This is a genomic window from Pseudomonas alkylphenolica (assembly GCF_000746525.1).
Taxonomy (GTDB): Bacteria; Pseudomonadota; Gammaproteobacteria; order Pseudomonadales; family Pseudomonadaceae; genus Aquipseudomonas; species Aquipseudomonas alkylphenolica.
This window is the reverse complement of sequence record NZ_CP009048.1, coordinates 3148921-3163081: the sequence shown is the minus strand read 5'-3', so window position 1 is coordinate 3163081 and position 14161 is coordinate 3148921. Positions and strand designations below refer to the sequence as shown.

General features: G+C 61.3%; 20 protein-coding genes. 10 read left to right on the top strand and 10 right to left on the bottom strand.

The window, feature by feature from the left end:
• Positions 1–49: 49 nt before the first annotated feature.
• Positions 50–676 carry an isochorismate family cysteine hydrolase YcaC gene (ycaC, locus tag PSAKL28_RS14350; RefSeq protein ID WP_038611574.1) on the top strand — a complete coding sequence of 209 codons (627 nt, stop codon included), beginning with the start codon at positions 50–52 and terminating at the stop codon, positions 674–676.
• A 110-nt stretch (positions 677–786) separates the two neighbouring features.
• Positions 787–1704 (top strand): DNA-3-methyladenine glycosylase family protein, encoded by a 918-nt coding sequence (locus PSAKL28_RS14345; protein ID WP_084589118.1) that lies wholly within the window; start codon positions 787–789, stop codon positions 1702–1704.
• Position 1705: 1 nt separating this feature from the next.
• On the opposite strand, the gene PSAKL28_RS14340 is transcribed toward PSAKL28_RS14345, so the two are convergent.
• Positions 1706–1933 carry a DUF6555 family protein gene (locus PSAKL28_RS14340; RefSeq protein WP_038611571.1) on the bottom strand — a complete coding sequence of 76 codons (228 nt, stop codon included), beginning with the start codon at positions 1931–1933 and terminating at the stop codon, positions 1706–1708.
• Between the two features lie 263 nt (positions 1934–2196).
• Between PSAKL28_RS14340 and PSAKL28_RS14335 the strand changes: the two genes are divergently transcribed.
• Positions 2197–2469: a DUF1652 domain-containing protein gene (locus tag PSAKL28_RS14335; protein ID WP_038611569.1), complete on the top strand. Its 273-nt coding sequence runs from the start codon at positions 2197–2199 to the stop codon at positions 2467–2469.
• Between the two features lie 85 nt (positions 2470–2554).
• On the opposite strand, the gene PSAKL28_RS14330 is transcribed toward PSAKL28_RS14335, so the two are convergent.
• The 4 genes from PSAKL28_RS14330 to PSAKL28_RS14315 form a co-directional block, all read right to left on the bottom strand.
• Positions 2555–2980, bottom strand: coding sequence for a DUF1810 domain-containing protein (locus PSAKL28_RS14330; protein ID WP_038611566.1), 426 nt, complete (start codon positions 2978–2980; stop codon positions 2555–2557).
• 88 nt (positions 2981–3068) lie between these two features.
• Positions 3069–3356 carry a hypothetical protein gene (locus PSAKL28_RS14325; RefSeq protein ID WP_038611564.1) on the bottom strand — a complete coding sequence of 96 codons (288 nt, stop codon included), beginning with the start codon at positions 3354–3356 and terminating at the stop codon, positions 3069–3071.
• Between the two features lie 283 nt (positions 3357–3639).
• Positions 3640–3855 (bottom strand): tautomerase family protein, encoded by a 216-nt coding sequence (locus PSAKL28_RS14320; RefSeq protein ID WP_038611561.1) that lies wholly within the window; start codon positions 3853–3855, stop codon positions 3640–3642.
• A gap of 20 nt (positions 3856–3875) precedes the next feature.
• Positions 3876–4616 carry an SDR family NAD(P)-dependent oxidoreductase gene (locus tag PSAKL28_RS14315; protein ID WP_038616661.1) on the bottom strand — a complete coding sequence of 247 codons (741 nt, stop codon included), beginning with the start codon at positions 4614–4616 and terminating at the stop codon, positions 3876–3878.
• 127 nt (positions 4617–4743) lie between these two features.
• Between PSAKL28_RS14315 and PSAKL28_RS14310 the strand changes: the two genes are divergently transcribed.
• From PSAKL28_RS14310 to PSAKL28_RS26970, 5 genes are all read left to right on the top strand, one after another.
• Entirely contained in the window at positions 4744–5676 is a 933-nt protein-coding gene (locus PSAKL28_RS14310) for a LysR family transcriptional regulator (RefSeq protein WP_038611558.1), read from the top strand.
• 66 nt (positions 5677–5742) lie between these two features.
• Positions 5743–6630, top strand: coding sequence for a YghX family hydrolase (yghX, locus tag PSAKL28_RS14305; protein WP_038616658.1), 888 nt, complete (start codon positions 5743–5745; stop codon positions 6628–6630).
• A 103-nt stretch (positions 6631–6733) separates the two neighbouring features.
• Positions 6734–7453, top strand: a complete 720-nt coding sequence (locus PSAKL28_RS14300; RefSeq protein WP_038611555.1) for an SDR family oxidoreductase — start codon at positions 6734–6736, stop codon at positions 7451–7453.
• A gap of 244 nt (positions 7454–7697) precedes the next feature.
• A complete protein-coding gene (locus PSAKL28_RS14295) occupies positions 7698–8453 on the top strand; it encodes an SDR family oxidoreductase (RefSeq protein ID WP_038611552.1) in 756 nt (251 codons plus the stop codon).
• Positions 8454–8475: 22 nt separating this feature from the next.
• Positions 8476–9012 carry a cupin domain-containing protein gene (locus tag PSAKL28_RS26970; protein WP_084589117.1) on the top strand — a complete coding sequence of 179 codons (537 nt, stop codon included), beginning with the start codon at positions 8476–8478 and terminating at the stop codon, positions 9010–9012.
• Here PSAKL28_RS26970 and PSAKL28_RS14285 read toward each other — a convergent pair.
• From PSAKL28_RS14285 to PSAKL28_RS14270, 4 genes are all read right to left on the bottom strand, one after another.
• Entirely contained in the window at positions 8957–9442 is a 486-nt protein-coding gene (locus PSAKL28_RS14285) for an HvfX family Cu-binding RiPP maturation protein (RefSeq protein ID WP_038611546.1), read from the bottom strand. The two genes, PSAKL28_RS26970 and PSAKL28_RS14285, sit on opposite strands and share 56 nt — an antisense overlap.
• Before the next feature lie 14 nt (positions 9443–9456).
• The gene (locus PSAKL28_RS14280) at positions 9457–10080 is read right to left on the bottom strand and encodes a ferric reductase-like transmembrane domain-containing protein (RefSeq protein ID WP_038611543.1); all 624 of its coding nucleotides are present in this window, start codon (positions 10078–10080) and stop codon (positions 9457–9459) included.
• 126 nt (positions 10081–10206) lie between these two features.
• Positions 10207–11508: an ATP-binding protein gene (locus PSAKL28_RS14275; protein ID WP_038616656.1), complete on the bottom strand. Its 1302-nt coding sequence runs from the start codon at positions 11506–11508 to the stop codon at positions 10207–10209.
• Positions 11509–11516: 8 nt separating this feature from the next.
• Positions 11517–12257: a response regulator gene (locus PSAKL28_RS14270; protein WP_038611541.1), complete on the bottom strand. Its 741-nt coding sequence runs from the start codon at positions 12255–12257 to the stop codon at positions 11517–11519.
• A gap of 225 nt (positions 12258–12482) precedes the next feature.
• On the opposite strand from PSAKL28_RS14270, the gene PSAKL28_RS14265 reads away from it, so the two are divergent.
• Positions 12483–12752: a DUF2790 domain-containing protein gene (locus tag PSAKL28_RS14265; protein WP_038611538.1), complete on the top strand. Its 270-nt coding sequence runs from the start codon at positions 12483–12485 to the stop codon at positions 12750–12752.
• A gap of 24 nt (positions 12753–12776) precedes the next feature.
• The gene (locus PSAKL28_RS14260) at positions 12777–13376 is read left to right on the top strand and encodes a thioredoxin family protein (protein WP_084589116.1); all 600 of its coding nucleotides are present in this window, start codon (positions 12777–12779) and stop codon (positions 13374–13376) included.
• Positions 13377–13389: 13 nt separating this feature from the next.
• Here PSAKL28_RS14260 and PSAKL28_RS14255 read toward each other — a convergent pair whose 3' ends face one another.
• Entirely contained in the window at positions 13390–14157 is a 768-nt protein-coding gene (locus PSAKL28_RS14255; RefSeq protein ID WP_038611535.1) for an SDR family oxidoreductase, read from the bottom strand.
• Positions 14158–14161 lie beyond the last annotated feature (4 nt).

The window sequence follows — 14161 nt, the reverse complement described above, 5'->3', positions numbered from 1 at the left end:
CATGTCCGGTGCCACTGGGTGCCGGTCTACCCACGCAAGGAGTAACACCATGAGCAAGCCCTACGTTCGTCTGGACAAAAACAACGCTGCTGTTTTGCTGGTCGATCACCAGACCGGTCTGCTGTCGCTGGTGCGCGACATCGATCCGGACAAGTTCAAGAACAACGTGCTGGCTGTGGGTGACCTGGCCAAGTATTTCAACCTGCCCACCATCCTCACCACCAGCTTTGAAACCGGCCCCAACGGCCCGCTGGTACCCGAGCTCAAGGCGCAGTTCCCGGAGGCGCCGTACATCGCCCGTCCAGGCCAGATCAACGCCTGGGACAACGAAGATTTCGTCAAGGCGGTCAAGGCCACCGGCAAGAAGCAACTGATCATCGCTGGCGTGGTGACAGAGGTGTGCGTGGCCTTCCCGGCACTGTCGGCCCTGGCCGAAGGTTTTGAAGTATTCGTGGTCACCGACGCTTCGGGTACCTTCAACGCGCTGACCCGCGATTCGGCCTGGGACCGCATGTCGCAAGCCGGCGCCCAGCTGATGACCTGGTTCGGCCTGGCCTGTGAGCTGCACCGCGACTGGCGCAACGACATCGAAGGCCTGGGCACGCTGTTCTCCAACCACATCCCGGACTACCGCAACCTGATCACCAGCTACAACACCCTCACCAACGGCAAGTAACGCCGTTTCACCTGTCAGCGGCCGGGCACTTGCGTTGCCTGGCTGTTGTCGTTTCTGCCTGCTGAAATCGATACTGGCAAAGCCTGCGGCAATCGGGCGATGATCCACCAATGAATCATGTCCCTGCCATGCACGGTTACCGGCGCCGTTTACGGCCCGACTGTTTGCTGACTTTCTGGCTGAACTACCAGCCGCCTTTGCACTGGCCTTCGCTGCTGGGATTTCTGTCTGCACGCTGTATTGCCGGTATCGAGACGGTGCAAACCGGTGTGTATGCGCGCAGTGTCGTCGTGGCTGGTCGCCACGCGGTGATTCAGGTCAGCAAGGCGCGCGGGCATCGCTTGAAACTGACGCTTAGCGGTGTGCCTGCAGCGGCGCTACCCGGTTTGATCGCCCGGGTGCGGCGGGTGTTTGACCTGAATGCGCAACCTGCGCGGATCGAGGCGCAACTGGGCACGGATCCGTTGATGGCGAGGCTGATCGCTGTTCGGCCAGGATTGCGTGTGCCCCAGGGTTGGGACGGTTTCGAGCAGGCCATGCGTACCGTATTGGGTCAGCAGATCAGCGTGGCCGGGGCGATGACCCTGGCTGCGCGGATGGTGGCTCGCTATGGCCAGCCGTTGTCGTCGCCGGTCGCTGAAGCAGCAGGGCTGAGCCATGTGTTTCCGGTACCTGCAGCCGTGGTCGATGAGGATCTGAGTGTTCTCGGCATGCCCCGTTCGCGCGCCGTGACATTGTCGACCCTGGCCCGGGCATTACTCGATGAACCGAATCTGTTGCGCCCGGGCGCCGACCTGGACAGCTGGGTGCAGCGCCTGTGCCAATTGCGCGGGATCGGCCCGTGGAGCGCTCAGTACCTGGCCTTGCGTCAACTGGGTGCCAGCGATGCCTTGCCGTTGGGTGACGTCGCTCTGGTCAAGGCCTTGCGCCTGCTGGAAGGGCCCGAAGTGCAACTGGCGGATCGCGCCCGGGCCTGGCGCCCATGGCGTGCTTATGCGGCCCAGCACCTGTGGGCGTCATTGAGCTGATTCAACTGGACTGGCGCCATTTAACTTCGGTAATGCCATGACGTTCGGCCAGCGGCTGACTGACTTTCTTCACCTTCTCGCGCCCGTAGCGACCGATACGGCCAACCCCGGCGTCGCAACTTGCCCAATGCCAGGCTTCGGCGCTGTCCATCGTTTCGGCGCGGATGATGAATGACTTGTGATCGCCGTGCAGTTGATAGTCGATGACGAAAAGTTTTGCGTTGTTCATAAGGCTTTAAAGATCCTTTCAGTGCAGTGACCGAGAACATCCCTTCAATGTTGTTAGTGAGTCCTACAAGGCTGGAAAAATTCCATCGGATTGCAACCGCTGGGGCGTTTAACTTCGCTCCAGGTAAGGCTCAAGGCAGTTAGCCTCTGGTTGATTGCTGCACTGCATGAAGGTGCTGGCGCCGGATCAGCATTTTCAATTGGCGGTGAGGGCCCGTTCGGTAGTAACTGAGCAGTCGGAGCCTCCGACACGAGGATCGAACGATGTCACTGATTGGCGTTTCCAACCTTGAATTACGCCAGCTTATCGAGCAGGCGTTTCTGCCTGACCGTTGTGTGGTGTCCTGCACCGACGGTGAACACTTGACCATCCAGTTAGGGCAGGGGGACAGCCTGGATGATTGCCTGACGGTCACCGGCATTGGTGTGCATAGCCTGACCACTTGTCACGAACTGGCGGCCCTGGTTGCGCAGGTGCGTGAAGAGCAACGCCTGGGACGCAGTCACATTCCGTTCCAGTCCCAGACTACTGCCTGAACCGTTGCTGTTGCCCGACCCTGACTGGCCGGGCTCAGCTGTATCCGTTCGCCGTCGAGGTTGATAGAGAAAGCAATAAGCGAACTCAGGTTTGCAGCAACTGCAAGGTCCTGGGATCGGGTTGCGCGTCATAGAACTGCTCCAGCGCGGCCTTGAACAAGGGATGATCGGGTTCGACGCTGGCAAACAAGGTGAGGCAGGAGCGCAGCTTCAGATCGTCAGTGTGACCAAGGATTTGCACAGCGCTTTTGTCCGTGTGCTGCAAGATTGCGGCGATGCATTGTTCCAGGCGGGCACGTAAAACCTCATGGCGCAGATACGCACGGGCTTCGTCAGCAGATTGCAGGGCATAGCGTTCGGCCATTTCGCTGTGACCCAGGCCCTCCAGTTGGGGAAAGATGAACCATATCCAGTGGCTGGTTTTCCGCCCGGCCTGGAGTTCAGCCAGGACCCGGTCAAGGAAAGGGTCCTGGGCGTCGACGAAGCGCTGGAGGTTGAAGAGGGCTGGCATGCTGGTCTCCTGAAGGCGAGGTCGAGACGGATCTGTTCACGCTCTGTGCCTGGGCAGTGGCTACGATCTGTCTCGAAGCGCTTGCCCGCTATTGCAACTCAAGCTGCAACTGCAATCCGCCGTCTTCACATCGTCTGTGATAGTGAATGATCCCGCGATAAGTACGACCTTCCCAGACAAACGCCACGCTATGCGAGCGCTCAAGCTTGGCCGGTACTGGCGCCCGGACTTGCATCCGTAGGCCAGGCAGGCCATTGAGGTTCAACGGCGCCACTTGCACCTGGCACTCGGCACTATGGGCGACAGGGCCGAACAATGTGTCCTGGACAAAATCGAGCCGCAGGCAGGTCGGGCACGCCGGGCTGACCTTTCTCATGTCAGACACCTCCTTCAGTGCTTGCGGTGCGTGTTCTGTAGTTGCCTGGCCACTTCGAGGTGATGCTGCAGGTTCGGCAACTGATTGGTTTTAGTGTGATCCTTGATCATCTGCTCGGCAAACGCCTTTACCGAAGTGGGCGTTCAATCGGCTTGTCCGAACCGCCTCATCCGCGGTTGAGCAAGCGCTGCAAGTGCTGTTTCACCGCTGGCCATTCCGAGTCGATGATGCTGAGCTACTGATCCGCCATGAGCGGATCGGTAGTCAGCAGCGCGAGTCCTGGTCAGCCCGAGGTTTGTCTTTCACGTTCGCGCAGCGCTGTCACCGTCTCACCGCCGACCCCCCAGTTGTCGGTCGGCACTTCCTCGATTACCACAAAGGTCGAGGCCGGTGGCTTGTTCAGCACCTGAAACAACAGCTCGGTAGTTCCTTCGATCAGTGCGCGCTTTTGCTCGGCGCTGACGCCTTCCTGGGTGACCCGAATATGAACATAGGGCATGACGGTTTTCCTCCGATTGCTTACCAGACACCTGTAGCCGAACCACCATCCACCGCCATGACGGTTCCGGTGACGAAACGCGAGTCGCTCAAGTAAAGCACAGCATCGACAACGTCCTGAGGAGTACCGATCTGTCCGGTCGGGGCCAGGGCCTTGAGCGCGTTGCGCACCTGCGGGTCATCGCCATGCAGTGGGGTATCGATGATCCCCGGTGCCACGCCATTGACCTGTACTTGCGCAGACGCCAGTTCCAGCGCCAGGGCGCGTACCGCCTGGTTCAAGCCGCCCTTGATCAGTACCGGCAGCAGCGCCGGTACCTTGGTATTGGGTTGCAGGGCGATGGAGGCGGTGATGGCGATGATCTGCCCGGCGCCGTTTTGAGTCATGTGCCGTGCAGCCGCCTGGGCGGGATAAACGAAGCCTTTGAGGTTGGTGTCGACGATGGCCTCGATGTCAGCCGGGGTGTACTCGGCCACCGGCTTGGCGATGAAGATACCGGCATTGTTGACCAGCACGTCGACCTTGCCGAAGGCTTCAATGGCCTGGGCGAACAGTCTTTCGGCCGTTTGCGGCTGGGAAATGTCGCCTTCCACCAGGAGGAAATTTGCCGGATTGCCCAATTTATCCGCGGCTTCCTGCAAGCGCGCCAGGGTACGGGCGTTGCCGACTACATTGTCGCCGCGCTCAAGGTAGGCTTTGGCGATGGCGAAACCCAGACCGCTGGAAGCGCCGGTGACGATGACGGTTTTGCTGGCTTGCATGATCGATGTCTCCAAAAGGCCGGGCGGTAGGCCCGGTAGGTGGAGCTCACTGTAATTGGCAAGCATCACTTGAAAAATGCTGCTCATGGAACTTGAATAGATACTCCATGTAACTAATCGAGCGACCATGACGCGCCTTTTCGATGATTTTCAACTGGGCAGTATCGAGCTGTTCTGTCTGGCGGCTGAAACCAGCAGTTTCACCGGTGCCGCAACCCAGGCCGGGATCACTCCGGCGGCGGTGAGCCGCTCGGTGGCGCGTCTGGAAGAACGGCTGGGCGTGCGTCTGTTCGTACGTACCACCCGCCAGATGCGCCTGACCGAAGGTGGGCGCGGATACTACGAACAATGCCGTCAGGCCCTGACGCAACTGGCCGATGCCGAGCGAGAGGTCAGCGGTTCGCAGGTGGTGCCGTCCGGTTTGTTGCGCATCAGCATGCCGACACCCTACGCCCATTACCGACTGCTGCCGCGCCTGCCATTGTTTCGTCAGCGCTATCCGCAGGTGCGGATCGATGTGCACGTCAGCAACCGCAACATCGACTTTGCCGATGAGGGCTATGACCTGGCGATCCGCGGGCGCGAACCTGCCGATTCGAACCTGATCGCCCGCCGCCTGGAGGATGCCGAGCTGGTGGTGGTGGCGACACCCGACTACCTGCGCCGCGCGGGGACGCCAGGGACGCCGCAGGACTTGCTCGATCATCAATGCATCCAGTTCGAGCTGCCCAGCAGCGGTCGTCCCAGCACCTGGTCTTTTCGCGTTGGCGGTAAACCGATGGAGCTGCAAACCTCAGGTAGTTACACCTGTCTGGAGGACTTTCTGGCAACCGTCACCCTGGTGAAAAGCGGCGCCGGGTTGATGCAGGCCTATCGATTCACCGTGCAACAGGAACTGGACAACGGGCAGTTGGTGGAGGTGCTCAGCGACTTCGGCGGTGCCTCGCGACCGTTCATGCTTATCTATCCGCATGCCCGGCATGTGCCGTCGCGGGTCAGGGCAATGATCGATTTCCTGTTGCACAACGACGATACGCACTCATCACGCCCGCAGCCATGAACCGGCAAGCCTGCTTTAATGAATCAGACCTTCGTGCCCCTGACTCACTTCACAGAGCATGCGCCCATGGAACGTCTCACTGCCAAAGACTTTGCCCCTGAACTGCTCGAACTCTATGACTACTACGCCCACGGCCAGATCAACCGCCGTGAGTTTCTCGACCGCGCAGCGGCGTTCACCCTGGCGGGGATGACCGCCAGTGCCTTGTTGGCCTCCTTGAGCCCCAACTACGCGCTGGCCCAACAAGTAGCGGCCAACGATCCGGACATCATCGCCGAATATGTCACTTATCCTTCACCCAGGGGCCATGGTCAGGTCCGTGGTTATCTGGTGCGCCCGGCCAAGGTACAGGGCAAAGTGCCGGGGGTTGTGGTGGTGCATGAGAATCGCGGCCTGAACCCCTATATCGAAGATGTCGCACGGCGTCTGGCCAAAGCCGGTTTTGTTGCCTTGGCGCCCGATGGACTGACCTCGGTTGGCGGCTATCCGGGCGATGACGACAAGGGCCGTGCACTGCAGGAAAAGGTCGACCCGCAAAAGCTGATGAATGACTTCTTCGCCGCCATCGAATGGTTGATGAAGAACGAATACACCACCGGCAAGGTCGGCATCACCGGCTTTTGCTACGGCGGTGGTGTGGCCAACGCGGCAGCGGTGGCCTATCCGGAGCTGGGGGCGGCGGTGTCTTTCTACGGACGTCAGCCGGACACCAAGGATGTCGCGAAGATCAAGGCGCCGGTGTTGCTGCATTACGGCGAGCTGGACACCCGCATCAATGAGGGCTGGCCAGCCTACGAGCGGGCGCTGAAAGCGACGGGCAAGACCTTCGAAGCCTATTTTTATCCCGGCGCCAATCACGGCTTTCACAACGACACCACGCCGCGCTACGACGAAGCGGCGGCGAAGCTGGCCTGGGAGCGGACCCTGGATTGGTTCCGGCGCTACCTGGCATAGCGGCTGACAGCTACACATCTGGATACAGTCGACGCTTTGCCAAGCCCTCATCGTTCTGCTGGCATGTCCGCCTCAAACAGCAAGCCACGTCAGGAGACAGGCGATGAGAACCATGGTGGTAGGTGCCAGCAAAGGCTTGGGCAAGGCGTTGATCGAGGGCTTGGGAGAGGTGGGCGACACCCTGATCGGCGTGTCGCGCAGCAAGCCGCAAGGGCTCGACGCCCAACCCGGAGTGCAGGTTCAATGGGTTGCGGCCGACCTGACCCATCCCCGACAAGCCGCGCAGCAGCTGGAGCAGGCGGTGGCTGAACAGGGACTGGACACCTTGATCTACAACCTGGGGATCTGGGAACAGCGTGCTTTTGGCCCCGACTACGACTTTCTCGAAGATGACGAGGAGCAGATCGAAGCCATTGTCAGCTGCAACATCACCGCGACCCTGCTGGTCATCAAGCGCCTGCTGCCGACCCTGCTGCAAAGCACCCGCCCGCGTATCATTCTCACCGGCTCAACCTCTGGACTTGCCCGCAGCGGGCGTCCGGAAGTCACTTTCGGCGCGTCCAAGTTCGCCCTGCGAGGCATTGCCGATGCCTTGCGCGAGGGCTATCGCCAGCAGCACCTGGGGGTTACCTGCCTGAACCTGGGTTATCTGAACACCGATGACGCCCTGGCTATCCCGCGTGAGGTGGCTGAGCAGCAGGGTGAGGGGCAGTTGATCCCGGTACACGATGTGGTCCAGGTGGTGCGCATGGCCCTGAGCCTGTCGTCGGCCAGTTTTGTCAGGGAACTGACCTTGCCGGCGATACTGGACGAGCGCTTCTGACCTGTAGGAGCGGGCTTGCCCCGCGATAGCGGTTTGTCAGTCATATCGCTATCGCGGGGCAAGTCGAGACGTCGCACCGCCGCTCCCACAGGAGATCACCACTGATCCGCCCCTGCGCTCGCCAGGGCACGAAGCACTATCATGGATTGTTGCAACGCTACCAACGAGCGGGCCCCTTACCACTTAATGCAGTCATCCCGTGGCGTCGGACACGCTCGCCGCCCACTTTGCGGGAGACTCTGCCATGAAAGTCGTTGTGATCGGCGGTACCGGCCTGATCGGTACCCAGTTGTGCAACAACCTGCGTGCGAAGGGGCATGCGGTGCTTGCCGCATCGCCGCAAACCGGCGTCAATGCCCTGACCGGCGAAGGCCTGGAGCTGGCACTGGAAGGCGCTGATGTGGTGGTGGATGTGGCTAACTCGCCGTCGTTTGAAGACAGTGCAGTGTTACGGTTCTTCGAAACCTGCGGGCGCAATCTGTTTGCCGCCGAAAAGGCCCGCGGGGTGAAGCATCACATCGCACTCTGCGTTGTGGGCACCGAGCGCATGCTGGAAAGCGGGTACTTCCGCGCCAAGATGGCTCAGGAGGAGCTGATCAAACACGCCGGTGTGCCCTATACCATCCTGCGGGCCACGCAGTTTTTCGAGTTCATGGGCGCGATTGCCTACTCCGGTGCCGACGGCAACTGTGTGCGCGTGACCACCGCTGCACTGCAGCCGGTGGCCTCATCCGACGTTGCCCAGGTACTGGCCGACCTTGTCGACAAGCCTGCGGCCAATCGCACTTTCGAGGTAGCGGGGCCTGACCGTCAGCCGCTGGACCAGTTCGTGCGCAGTTATCTGCAGCACCAACAGGATCCCCGCGAAGTGATCGCCGATCCCCAGGCCGCTTATTTCGGCGCACCGATTGATGATCGCTCGCTGACGCCCGACGTCGATGTGATCATCGGCGGTCTGCATTTCCAGACGTGGTTGAAAAACACACCTGTCCAACACTGACACACAAGACCAGGAGAGCCCTATGCGCATCCAGTCATTGCTTGTGCTTGTACCTTTGATGGGCGTCACGGCTGTTCATGGCCAATCCCCGACAACCAGCGCGCCGCCGCCCACCGTAACCCCGGTGATGACCCAGGCGCTGCCCGACTACCCGGGCAAGGAAGTACTGATCCTGGAGGTGGCGTATCCGCCAGGGGGCGCCGACCCGGTGCACCGTCATGACGCGCATGGCTTTGTCTATGTGCTGGAGGGCTCGGTGGTCATGGGGGTGAAGGGTGGCAAGGAAGTCACCTTGATGCCTGGTCAGACCTTCCATGAAGGCCCGGCCGATATTCACACGGTCGGGCGCAATGCCAGCCAGGACAAACCGGCGAAGTTTGTGGTGTTTCTGCTCAAGGATGCCGACAAGCCGGCGGTGTTGCCGGCGCAGGAGCATCGCGGGGCAAGCCCGCTCCCACAAGGTTGGGTTAACACTGTGGGAGCAGGCTTGCCCCGCGATCATCTCAACGCCGCCAGCGCTGCAGCAGATTATCCAGGCTCAGTTTCCCGGCGCCATTGAGCATCAGCGGCACCAATGCCACCAGGTAGATCAACGGCAGCTTGTAATTGCCAAAGCCATGGTCACTGATCGAGTAGCCCTGCGCCAGCTCTGCCAGTCCCGACCAGTGCGCCGGCCAATGTACCGCGGCAATGGCCACCACGGTGACGATGAACAGCACCAGCGCAGAGAAGCGCGTCGCCAGGCCGATCAACAGCAACAACGCGCACAGCAATTCTGCCCACATCGACAGCTGCCAGTTGAAGCTGGCCGACAGCTGGTTGAACGGGAAAGGAAAGGCCGACTGGAGTTGTTCGAACCAGTTCGCGCCATTCCATTTTTGCCAGCCTGATTCGAAAAATTCCCAGGCCAGAAACACTCGCAAGGCGAGGTCGGCGCTCCAGGCGCCAAGACGGTCCAGGGGCGCGAACGGGGTAGTGATAGCGGTCATGACAAGTTCCTCGATCAGGACGCAAAGGCCACTGCTGCGCGGCGCACACGCAGAGCCAGCTTGGCGGTGAGTTTGAGGGCAATGGCGGCGAACATTGTCGAGAAAGCCAGCACATACCAGGCGCCCATGGGAATGCGTTTGTAGAACGACAGGCAGAACACCAGGGCAATGACCCAGGTACCGACACTGTGCAGTTGCTTCCAGGCCCGCGACCCGAGCAGGCGCATCGGTGCTTTGAACGAGGTCAAGGTCAGCAACAGGATGAACAGGTAACCGAAGGTGCCGGGCAGGCTTGAAGTGACCGTGCGCCCAGCCCAGAAAAGCGCTGGAAACTGCTGCGAATAGCGGTAGATCAACATCCCGTGCACGGTGTGCGAGAAGGCAAATGCCAGGCCCAGGTAGCGCCGCTCGCGCAGCAGCCGACGCGTTGCGTCACCCGGCAGCAGAATGGCCAGGGACGAGGCCAGGAAGGTCAGCAGGAACAAGGCGAACGAGCTGCGGGCGGTGGCGCGGATAGCACTGCGCAGGCCGTCCGCGGCCAGCGGCTGGGCGGCCAGGATCAGCGTGGTCATCGCCAGGGTCAACACGGCCAGCAGGCCGAACAGTTTCCAGCCGGAGGGCAAAGGGGGCAGTTTCATCAAGGGCTCCAGAGGCAGAGGGCACCGTCGGGGTGGCGGCGCCTTATCTGTCCGGGAGTGTTGCAAGGGCAGTTATCTGCAGTGTGTCGTCCACCGCCACTTATGTATCGCTATGTACTGAAAGCTTCAGACGCCACGCGCGGGCAACTCGATCTGTGCGCACAGGCCACCGCCGTCGCGATTGCTCAGGCTCAGACTGCCGCCGATGGCCTGGGTCAGTTGATGGGCGATGGCCAGGCCCAGGCCGGTGCCGCCGGTAGTGCGGTTGCGTGAGCCTTCGACACGGTAGAACGGCTTGAGCACCTCCTCAAGTTCATCGACGGGAATGCCGGGACCATTGTCCAGCACCCGGATCAAGGTACGCCGGCCTGCACCTGACTCCACTTCCAGTTGCGCGGCACCAGCGAACTTGAGGGCATTGTCGATCAGGTTGACCAGCACGCGGCGCAAGGCATGCGGGCGGGTGTCGATCACCGCGCCGGTGCTGGCCTCAAGCAGTACCTGCTGACCGCTGTCCTGGTAGTCGAGCACCAGGCTGTCGAGAAAGGCGTCGAGGTTGACCCGGCAACTGGCTTCGGTGCTGCCGTCGATGCTGCGGGCATAGGCTACGCCCTCGCGCACCAGGTGCTCCATGGCTTCCAGATCGCTCCAGAGTTTGTCTTTCTCGTGCGATGGGTCCATCACTTCGACCCGCAGCTTCATGCGCGTGATGGGGGTTTGCAGATCATGGGATATCGCCGCCAGCAGCTGCATGCGCTCCTTGAGGTAGGCGGCGATGCGCGCTTGCAATGAGTTGAAGGCCACGGCGGCGTAGCGCACTTCGCGCGGGCCGCTTTCATCCAGCAGCGGGCCCGGTGCATTGGGGTCGAGGCTGTCGACGGCGTGGGCCAGGCGGGTCAGCGGGCTGATGGCGGTCTTCACCGCCAGCCACGTGCACAGCAGCAACAGTGCCAGTTGAATCAGCAACACCACCGGCAACCAGGTCGATAACGGTATCGGCGCCGGCGTGACATCCACTGTCAGCGGTTTGCCGTCGGTCAGGCGCAGGTGCACCTGAAAGTGCGGATTCGCGCCGGGGAGGTTGTTGAAAATCAACGGGTACTGATGGCCGATGGCTTTGTCGATGGACTGGGCCGCCATCGGCGCGTCGGCCAATGACAGCGGCTGCCCCGGCTGGCCTTCATCTAGCCGGTAACGGTAGGTACGCCGCTCCAGGCGCGGCAGCCAGGCCTCGCGTTCCGCGGCGGGCAGGCGGTCGAGGATGGCTACCGAGGTGGACACGTCCTGCTCCAGGTTACCGAGCATCATCGAGCGTGAACTGATGTAGCGCTCGTAGAACTGAAAGCTGAACGACAATCCATAGGCCAGCACCAGCCCGGTGAAAAAGATCAGTGCCAGGCGCGAGGCCAGGGTGCGCGGCCAGCGCAGTGTTGCACTCATGACTGCGGCTCGACCATGTGTACGGGCAGCGAGAACACATAGCCCTCACTGCGCACGGTCTTTATATAGGCCGGCTCGCGGGCATCGTCCTGCAGGCGTTGGCGCAGGCGGCTGACCAGCAGATCGATGGAGCGGTCGAAGATATCCGCTTCGCGGCCTTGAGTGAGGTTGAGCAACTGCTCGCGGCTGAGTACTCGCTGTGGGTGGTCGAGGAACACCCGTAGCAAACGGTACTCGGCACCACTGAGGGCCACCAGGGTGCCGTCGCGGTCGAGCAGGTGACGGGCGGTGGTATCCAGGCGCCATTGGCCAAACGCGATCAAACGGCTGCTTTCGCTGAGGGTCAGGTTCGGCGGCAGCATCCGCGTACGGCGCAGCACGGCATTGATGCGTGCCAGCAGTTCGCGCGCCGAGAAGGGTTTGGTCAGGTAGTCGTCGGCGCCCATCTCCAGGCCGATGATGCGGTCGGTTTCGTCGTTGCGCGCGGTCAACATCAGCACCGGGGTAGCCTTGTGTTTACCGGCACGCAGCTCGCGACACAGCAACAGGCCGTCGTCGCCGGGCATCATGATGTCGAGGACGATCAGGTCGACCACGTTGGATTCCAGAAAGGCGCGCATCTGCCGACCGTCAGCAACGATGCTGGTGCGCAGCCCGTTCTTCTTCAGGTAGTTGCCTACCAGTTCTCTGATTTCGCGATCATCGTCGACGATCAGCACATGATCGATATGATCCATGCCCGGCTCCTGTTCAAGCGCATTGGCCTGAAGTGTACAGAGCCCGGTGGCGCTTGCCTGCCGGGGTTTGTATTGCAGTGTATCTGTTGTGCCGGCAGATACCTGAAGAGGCAATCCGGCGTGATCCGGACATATCGGCGATACCTTGGGCGCCTCAAATAGGTCTCAACGGGGAGGGCCCTTCCTCTCCGGCAGAGGGTGAGATTTTCACCCGGGAGACTCGACATGACTATCAAGACCCTGGCTCGCATCAGCCTGTTCGCCCTTTTCGGTTTCGGTGCCTTCAGTGCCTTTGCCGACAGCAGCATACCCGTGCAGAACTATCATTACGGCCAGCATCTGGACGTGAAGAAAGTCCTGTCCATCCACGAAAACAACAATGGCGAGGCCTGTGGCGTGGTCACCGCGAAGATGGACTACCTGGACTCCAAGGGCCAGCCGCACAGCCTGCAATACCAGACCTACGCCACCGGTGCCTGCCACGAAGGCGGTTAAGCACCCTCACGCAGAGAGCCGAGCATGTCATTGTCCACAACGCTGGGCGGCGCCTTGCGCCGCCTGAATCCAACCCGGCGCAAGGTTGGCATCGCCGCTGCGCTGGCCCTTTCCCTGATTGCTGTAGGCCTGGGCGGCCGCTTGCTGGCCGGTCCTTCGCAGCTGGACACCCTCGGACCCATGCCTGAATTGAGCGGCGCAGTGCAGTGGCTCAACTCGCCAGCGCTGGATCGCGAAGCGCTCAAGGGTAAGGTGGTGCTGGTGGATTTCTGGACCTACGACTGTATCAATTGCCAGCGTAGCCTGCCGTACGTCAACAACTGGGCCAAGCGCTACGCTGACCAGGGCCTGGTGGTGATCGGCGTGCACACCCCGGAGTACGACTACGAAAACGACATCGACAACGTGCGAGGGCAAGTCGCCAAGCTGGGCATCGAGTACCCGGTGGCCATCGACAACCGTTATGCCATCTGGAATGCCTTCGGCAATCAGTTCTGGCCGGCGCACTACTTTGTCGATGCCCGGGGCCAGGTACGCTTTGTGCATTTCGGCGAGGGCGCCTATGACACCCAGGAGCAAGTGATCCAGCAGCTGCTGGCAGAGCAGCGCGGGCTTGCCCCTTGATGCCGCCCAGCAATCAGGAGAGGAAGCCGCCGTCCACGTTCAATGCCACACCGGTGGTGTAGCTCGAGGCGTCACTGGCCAGGTACAGCACTGCACCGGCCATCTCTTTCGGGTCGGCTACGCGCTTGAGCGGGATCTGCTGCAGCGCGGTGTTGAGGATGGCGTCGTTCTTGACCAGTGCCGAGGCGAATTTGGTGTCGGTCAGGCCAGGCAGCAGGGCGTTGCAGCGAATGCCGAAGGGTGCGCATTCCTTGGCGAAGACCTTGGTCATGTTGATCACCGCTGCCTTGGTCACCGAGTAGATGCCCTGGAACACGCCTGGCGATACGCCGTTGATCGAAGCGACGTTGATGATGCTGCCGCCGCCGTTTTCGCGCATCAGCTTGCCGGCTTCGACCGACATGAAGAAGTAGCCGCGGATGTTCACATCGACGGTCTTCTGGAAGGCGCCAAGGTCGGTGTCCAGCACGTTGCAGAACTGCGGGTTGGTCGCGGCGTTGTTGACCAGGATATCCAGGCGCCCGAACTGCTCGCGGATAGCTGCAAACACGGCGTTGATCTGTTCCATCTCGCCGATATGGCAGGCAATCGCCGTGGCCTGGCCGCCGGCGGCGACGATGGCGTCGGCGACTTGCTGGCAGCCATCGAGCTTGCGGCTGGAAACGATCACATGGGCGCCTTGCTGGGCCAGCAGGTGGGCAATCGCCTCGCCGATGCCGCGACTGGCACCGGAAACAAAGGCGATCTTGCCGTCGAGGTCGAACAGTTGGGTCTTGGACATGGTC

Excerpts from the sequence above, each read along its gene's own strand:
- PSAKL28_RS26970 (WP_084589117.1), top strand. The coding sequence starts at position 8,476 with ATGCGCATCCAGTCATTGCTTGTGCTTGTACCTTTGATGGGCGTCACG.
- PSAKL28_RS14285 (WP_038611546.1), bottom strand. The coding sequence starts at position 9,442 with ATGACCGCTATCACTACCCCGTTCGCGCCCCTGGACCGTCTTGGCGCC.
- PSAKL28_RS14300 (WP_038611555.1), top strand. The coding sequence starts at position 6,734 with ATGAGAACCATGGTGGTAGGTGCCAGCAAAGGCTTGGGCAAGGCGTTG.
- PSAKL28_RS14255 (WP_038611535.1), bottom strand. The coding sequence starts at position 14,157 with ATGTCCAAGACCCAACTGTTCGACCTCGACGGCAAGATCGCCTTTGTT.
- PSAKL28_RS14330 (WP_038611566.1), bottom strand. The coding sequence starts at position 2,980 with ATGCCAGCCCTCTTCAACCTCCAGCGCTTCGTCGACGCCCAGGACCCT.
- yghX (WP_038616658.1), top strand. The coding sequence starts at position 5,743 with ATGGAACGTCTCACTGCCAAAGACTTTGCCCCTGAACTGCTCGAACTC.
- PSAKL28_RS14260 (WP_084589116.1), top strand. The coding sequence starts at position 12,777 with ATGTCATTGTCCACAACGCTGGGCGGCGCCTTGCGCCGCCTGAATCCA.
- PSAKL28_RS14310 (WP_038611558.1), top strand. The coding sequence starts at position 4,744 with ATGACGCGCCTTTTCGATGATTTTCAACTGGGCAGTATCGAGCTGTTC.
- PSAKL28_RS14325 (WP_038611564.1), bottom strand. The coding sequence starts at position 3,356 with ATGAGAAAGGTCAGCCCGGCGTGCCCGACCTGCCTGCGGCTCGATTTT.
- PSAKL28_RS14280 (WP_038611543.1), bottom strand. The coding sequence starts at position 10,080 with ATGAAACTGCCCCCTTTGCCCTCCGGCTGGAAACTGTTCGGCCTGCTG.
- PSAKL28_RS14340 (WP_038611571.1), bottom strand. The coding sequence starts at position 1,933 with ATGAACAACGCAAAACTTTTCGTCATCGACTATCAACTGCACGGCGAT.
- PSAKL28_RS14315 (WP_038616661.1), bottom strand. The coding sequence starts at position 4,616 with ATGCAAGCCAGCAAAACCGTCATCGTCACCGGCGCTTCCAGCGGTCTG.
- PSAKL28_RS14345 (WP_084589118.1), top strand. The coding sequence starts at position 787 with ATGAATCATGTCCCTGCCATGCACGGTTACCGGCGCCGTTTACGGCCC.
- ycaC (WP_038611574.1), top strand. The coding sequence starts at position 50 with ATGAGCAAGCCCTACGTTCGTCTGGACAAAAACAACGCTGCTGTTTTG.
- PSAKL28_RS14270 (WP_038611541.1), bottom strand. The coding sequence starts at position 12,257 with ATGGATCATATCGATCATGTGCTGATCGTCGACGATGATCGCGAAATC.
- PSAKL28_RS14320 (WP_038611561.1), bottom strand. The coding sequence starts at position 3,855 with ATGCCCTATGTTCATATTCGGGTCACCCAGGAAGGCGTCAGCGCCGAG.
- PSAKL28_RS14335 (WP_038611569.1), top strand. The coding sequence starts at position 2,197 with ATGTCACTGATTGGCGTTTCCAACCTTGAATTACGCCAGCTTATCGAG.
- PSAKL28_RS14265 (WP_038611538.1), top strand. The coding sequence starts at position 12,483 with ATGACTATCAAGACCCTGGCTCGCATCAGCCTGTTCGCCCTTTTCGGT.
- PSAKL28_RS14295 (WP_038611552.1), top strand. The coding sequence starts at position 7,698 with ATGAAAGTCGTTGTGATCGGCGGTACCGGCCTGATCGGTACCCAGTTG.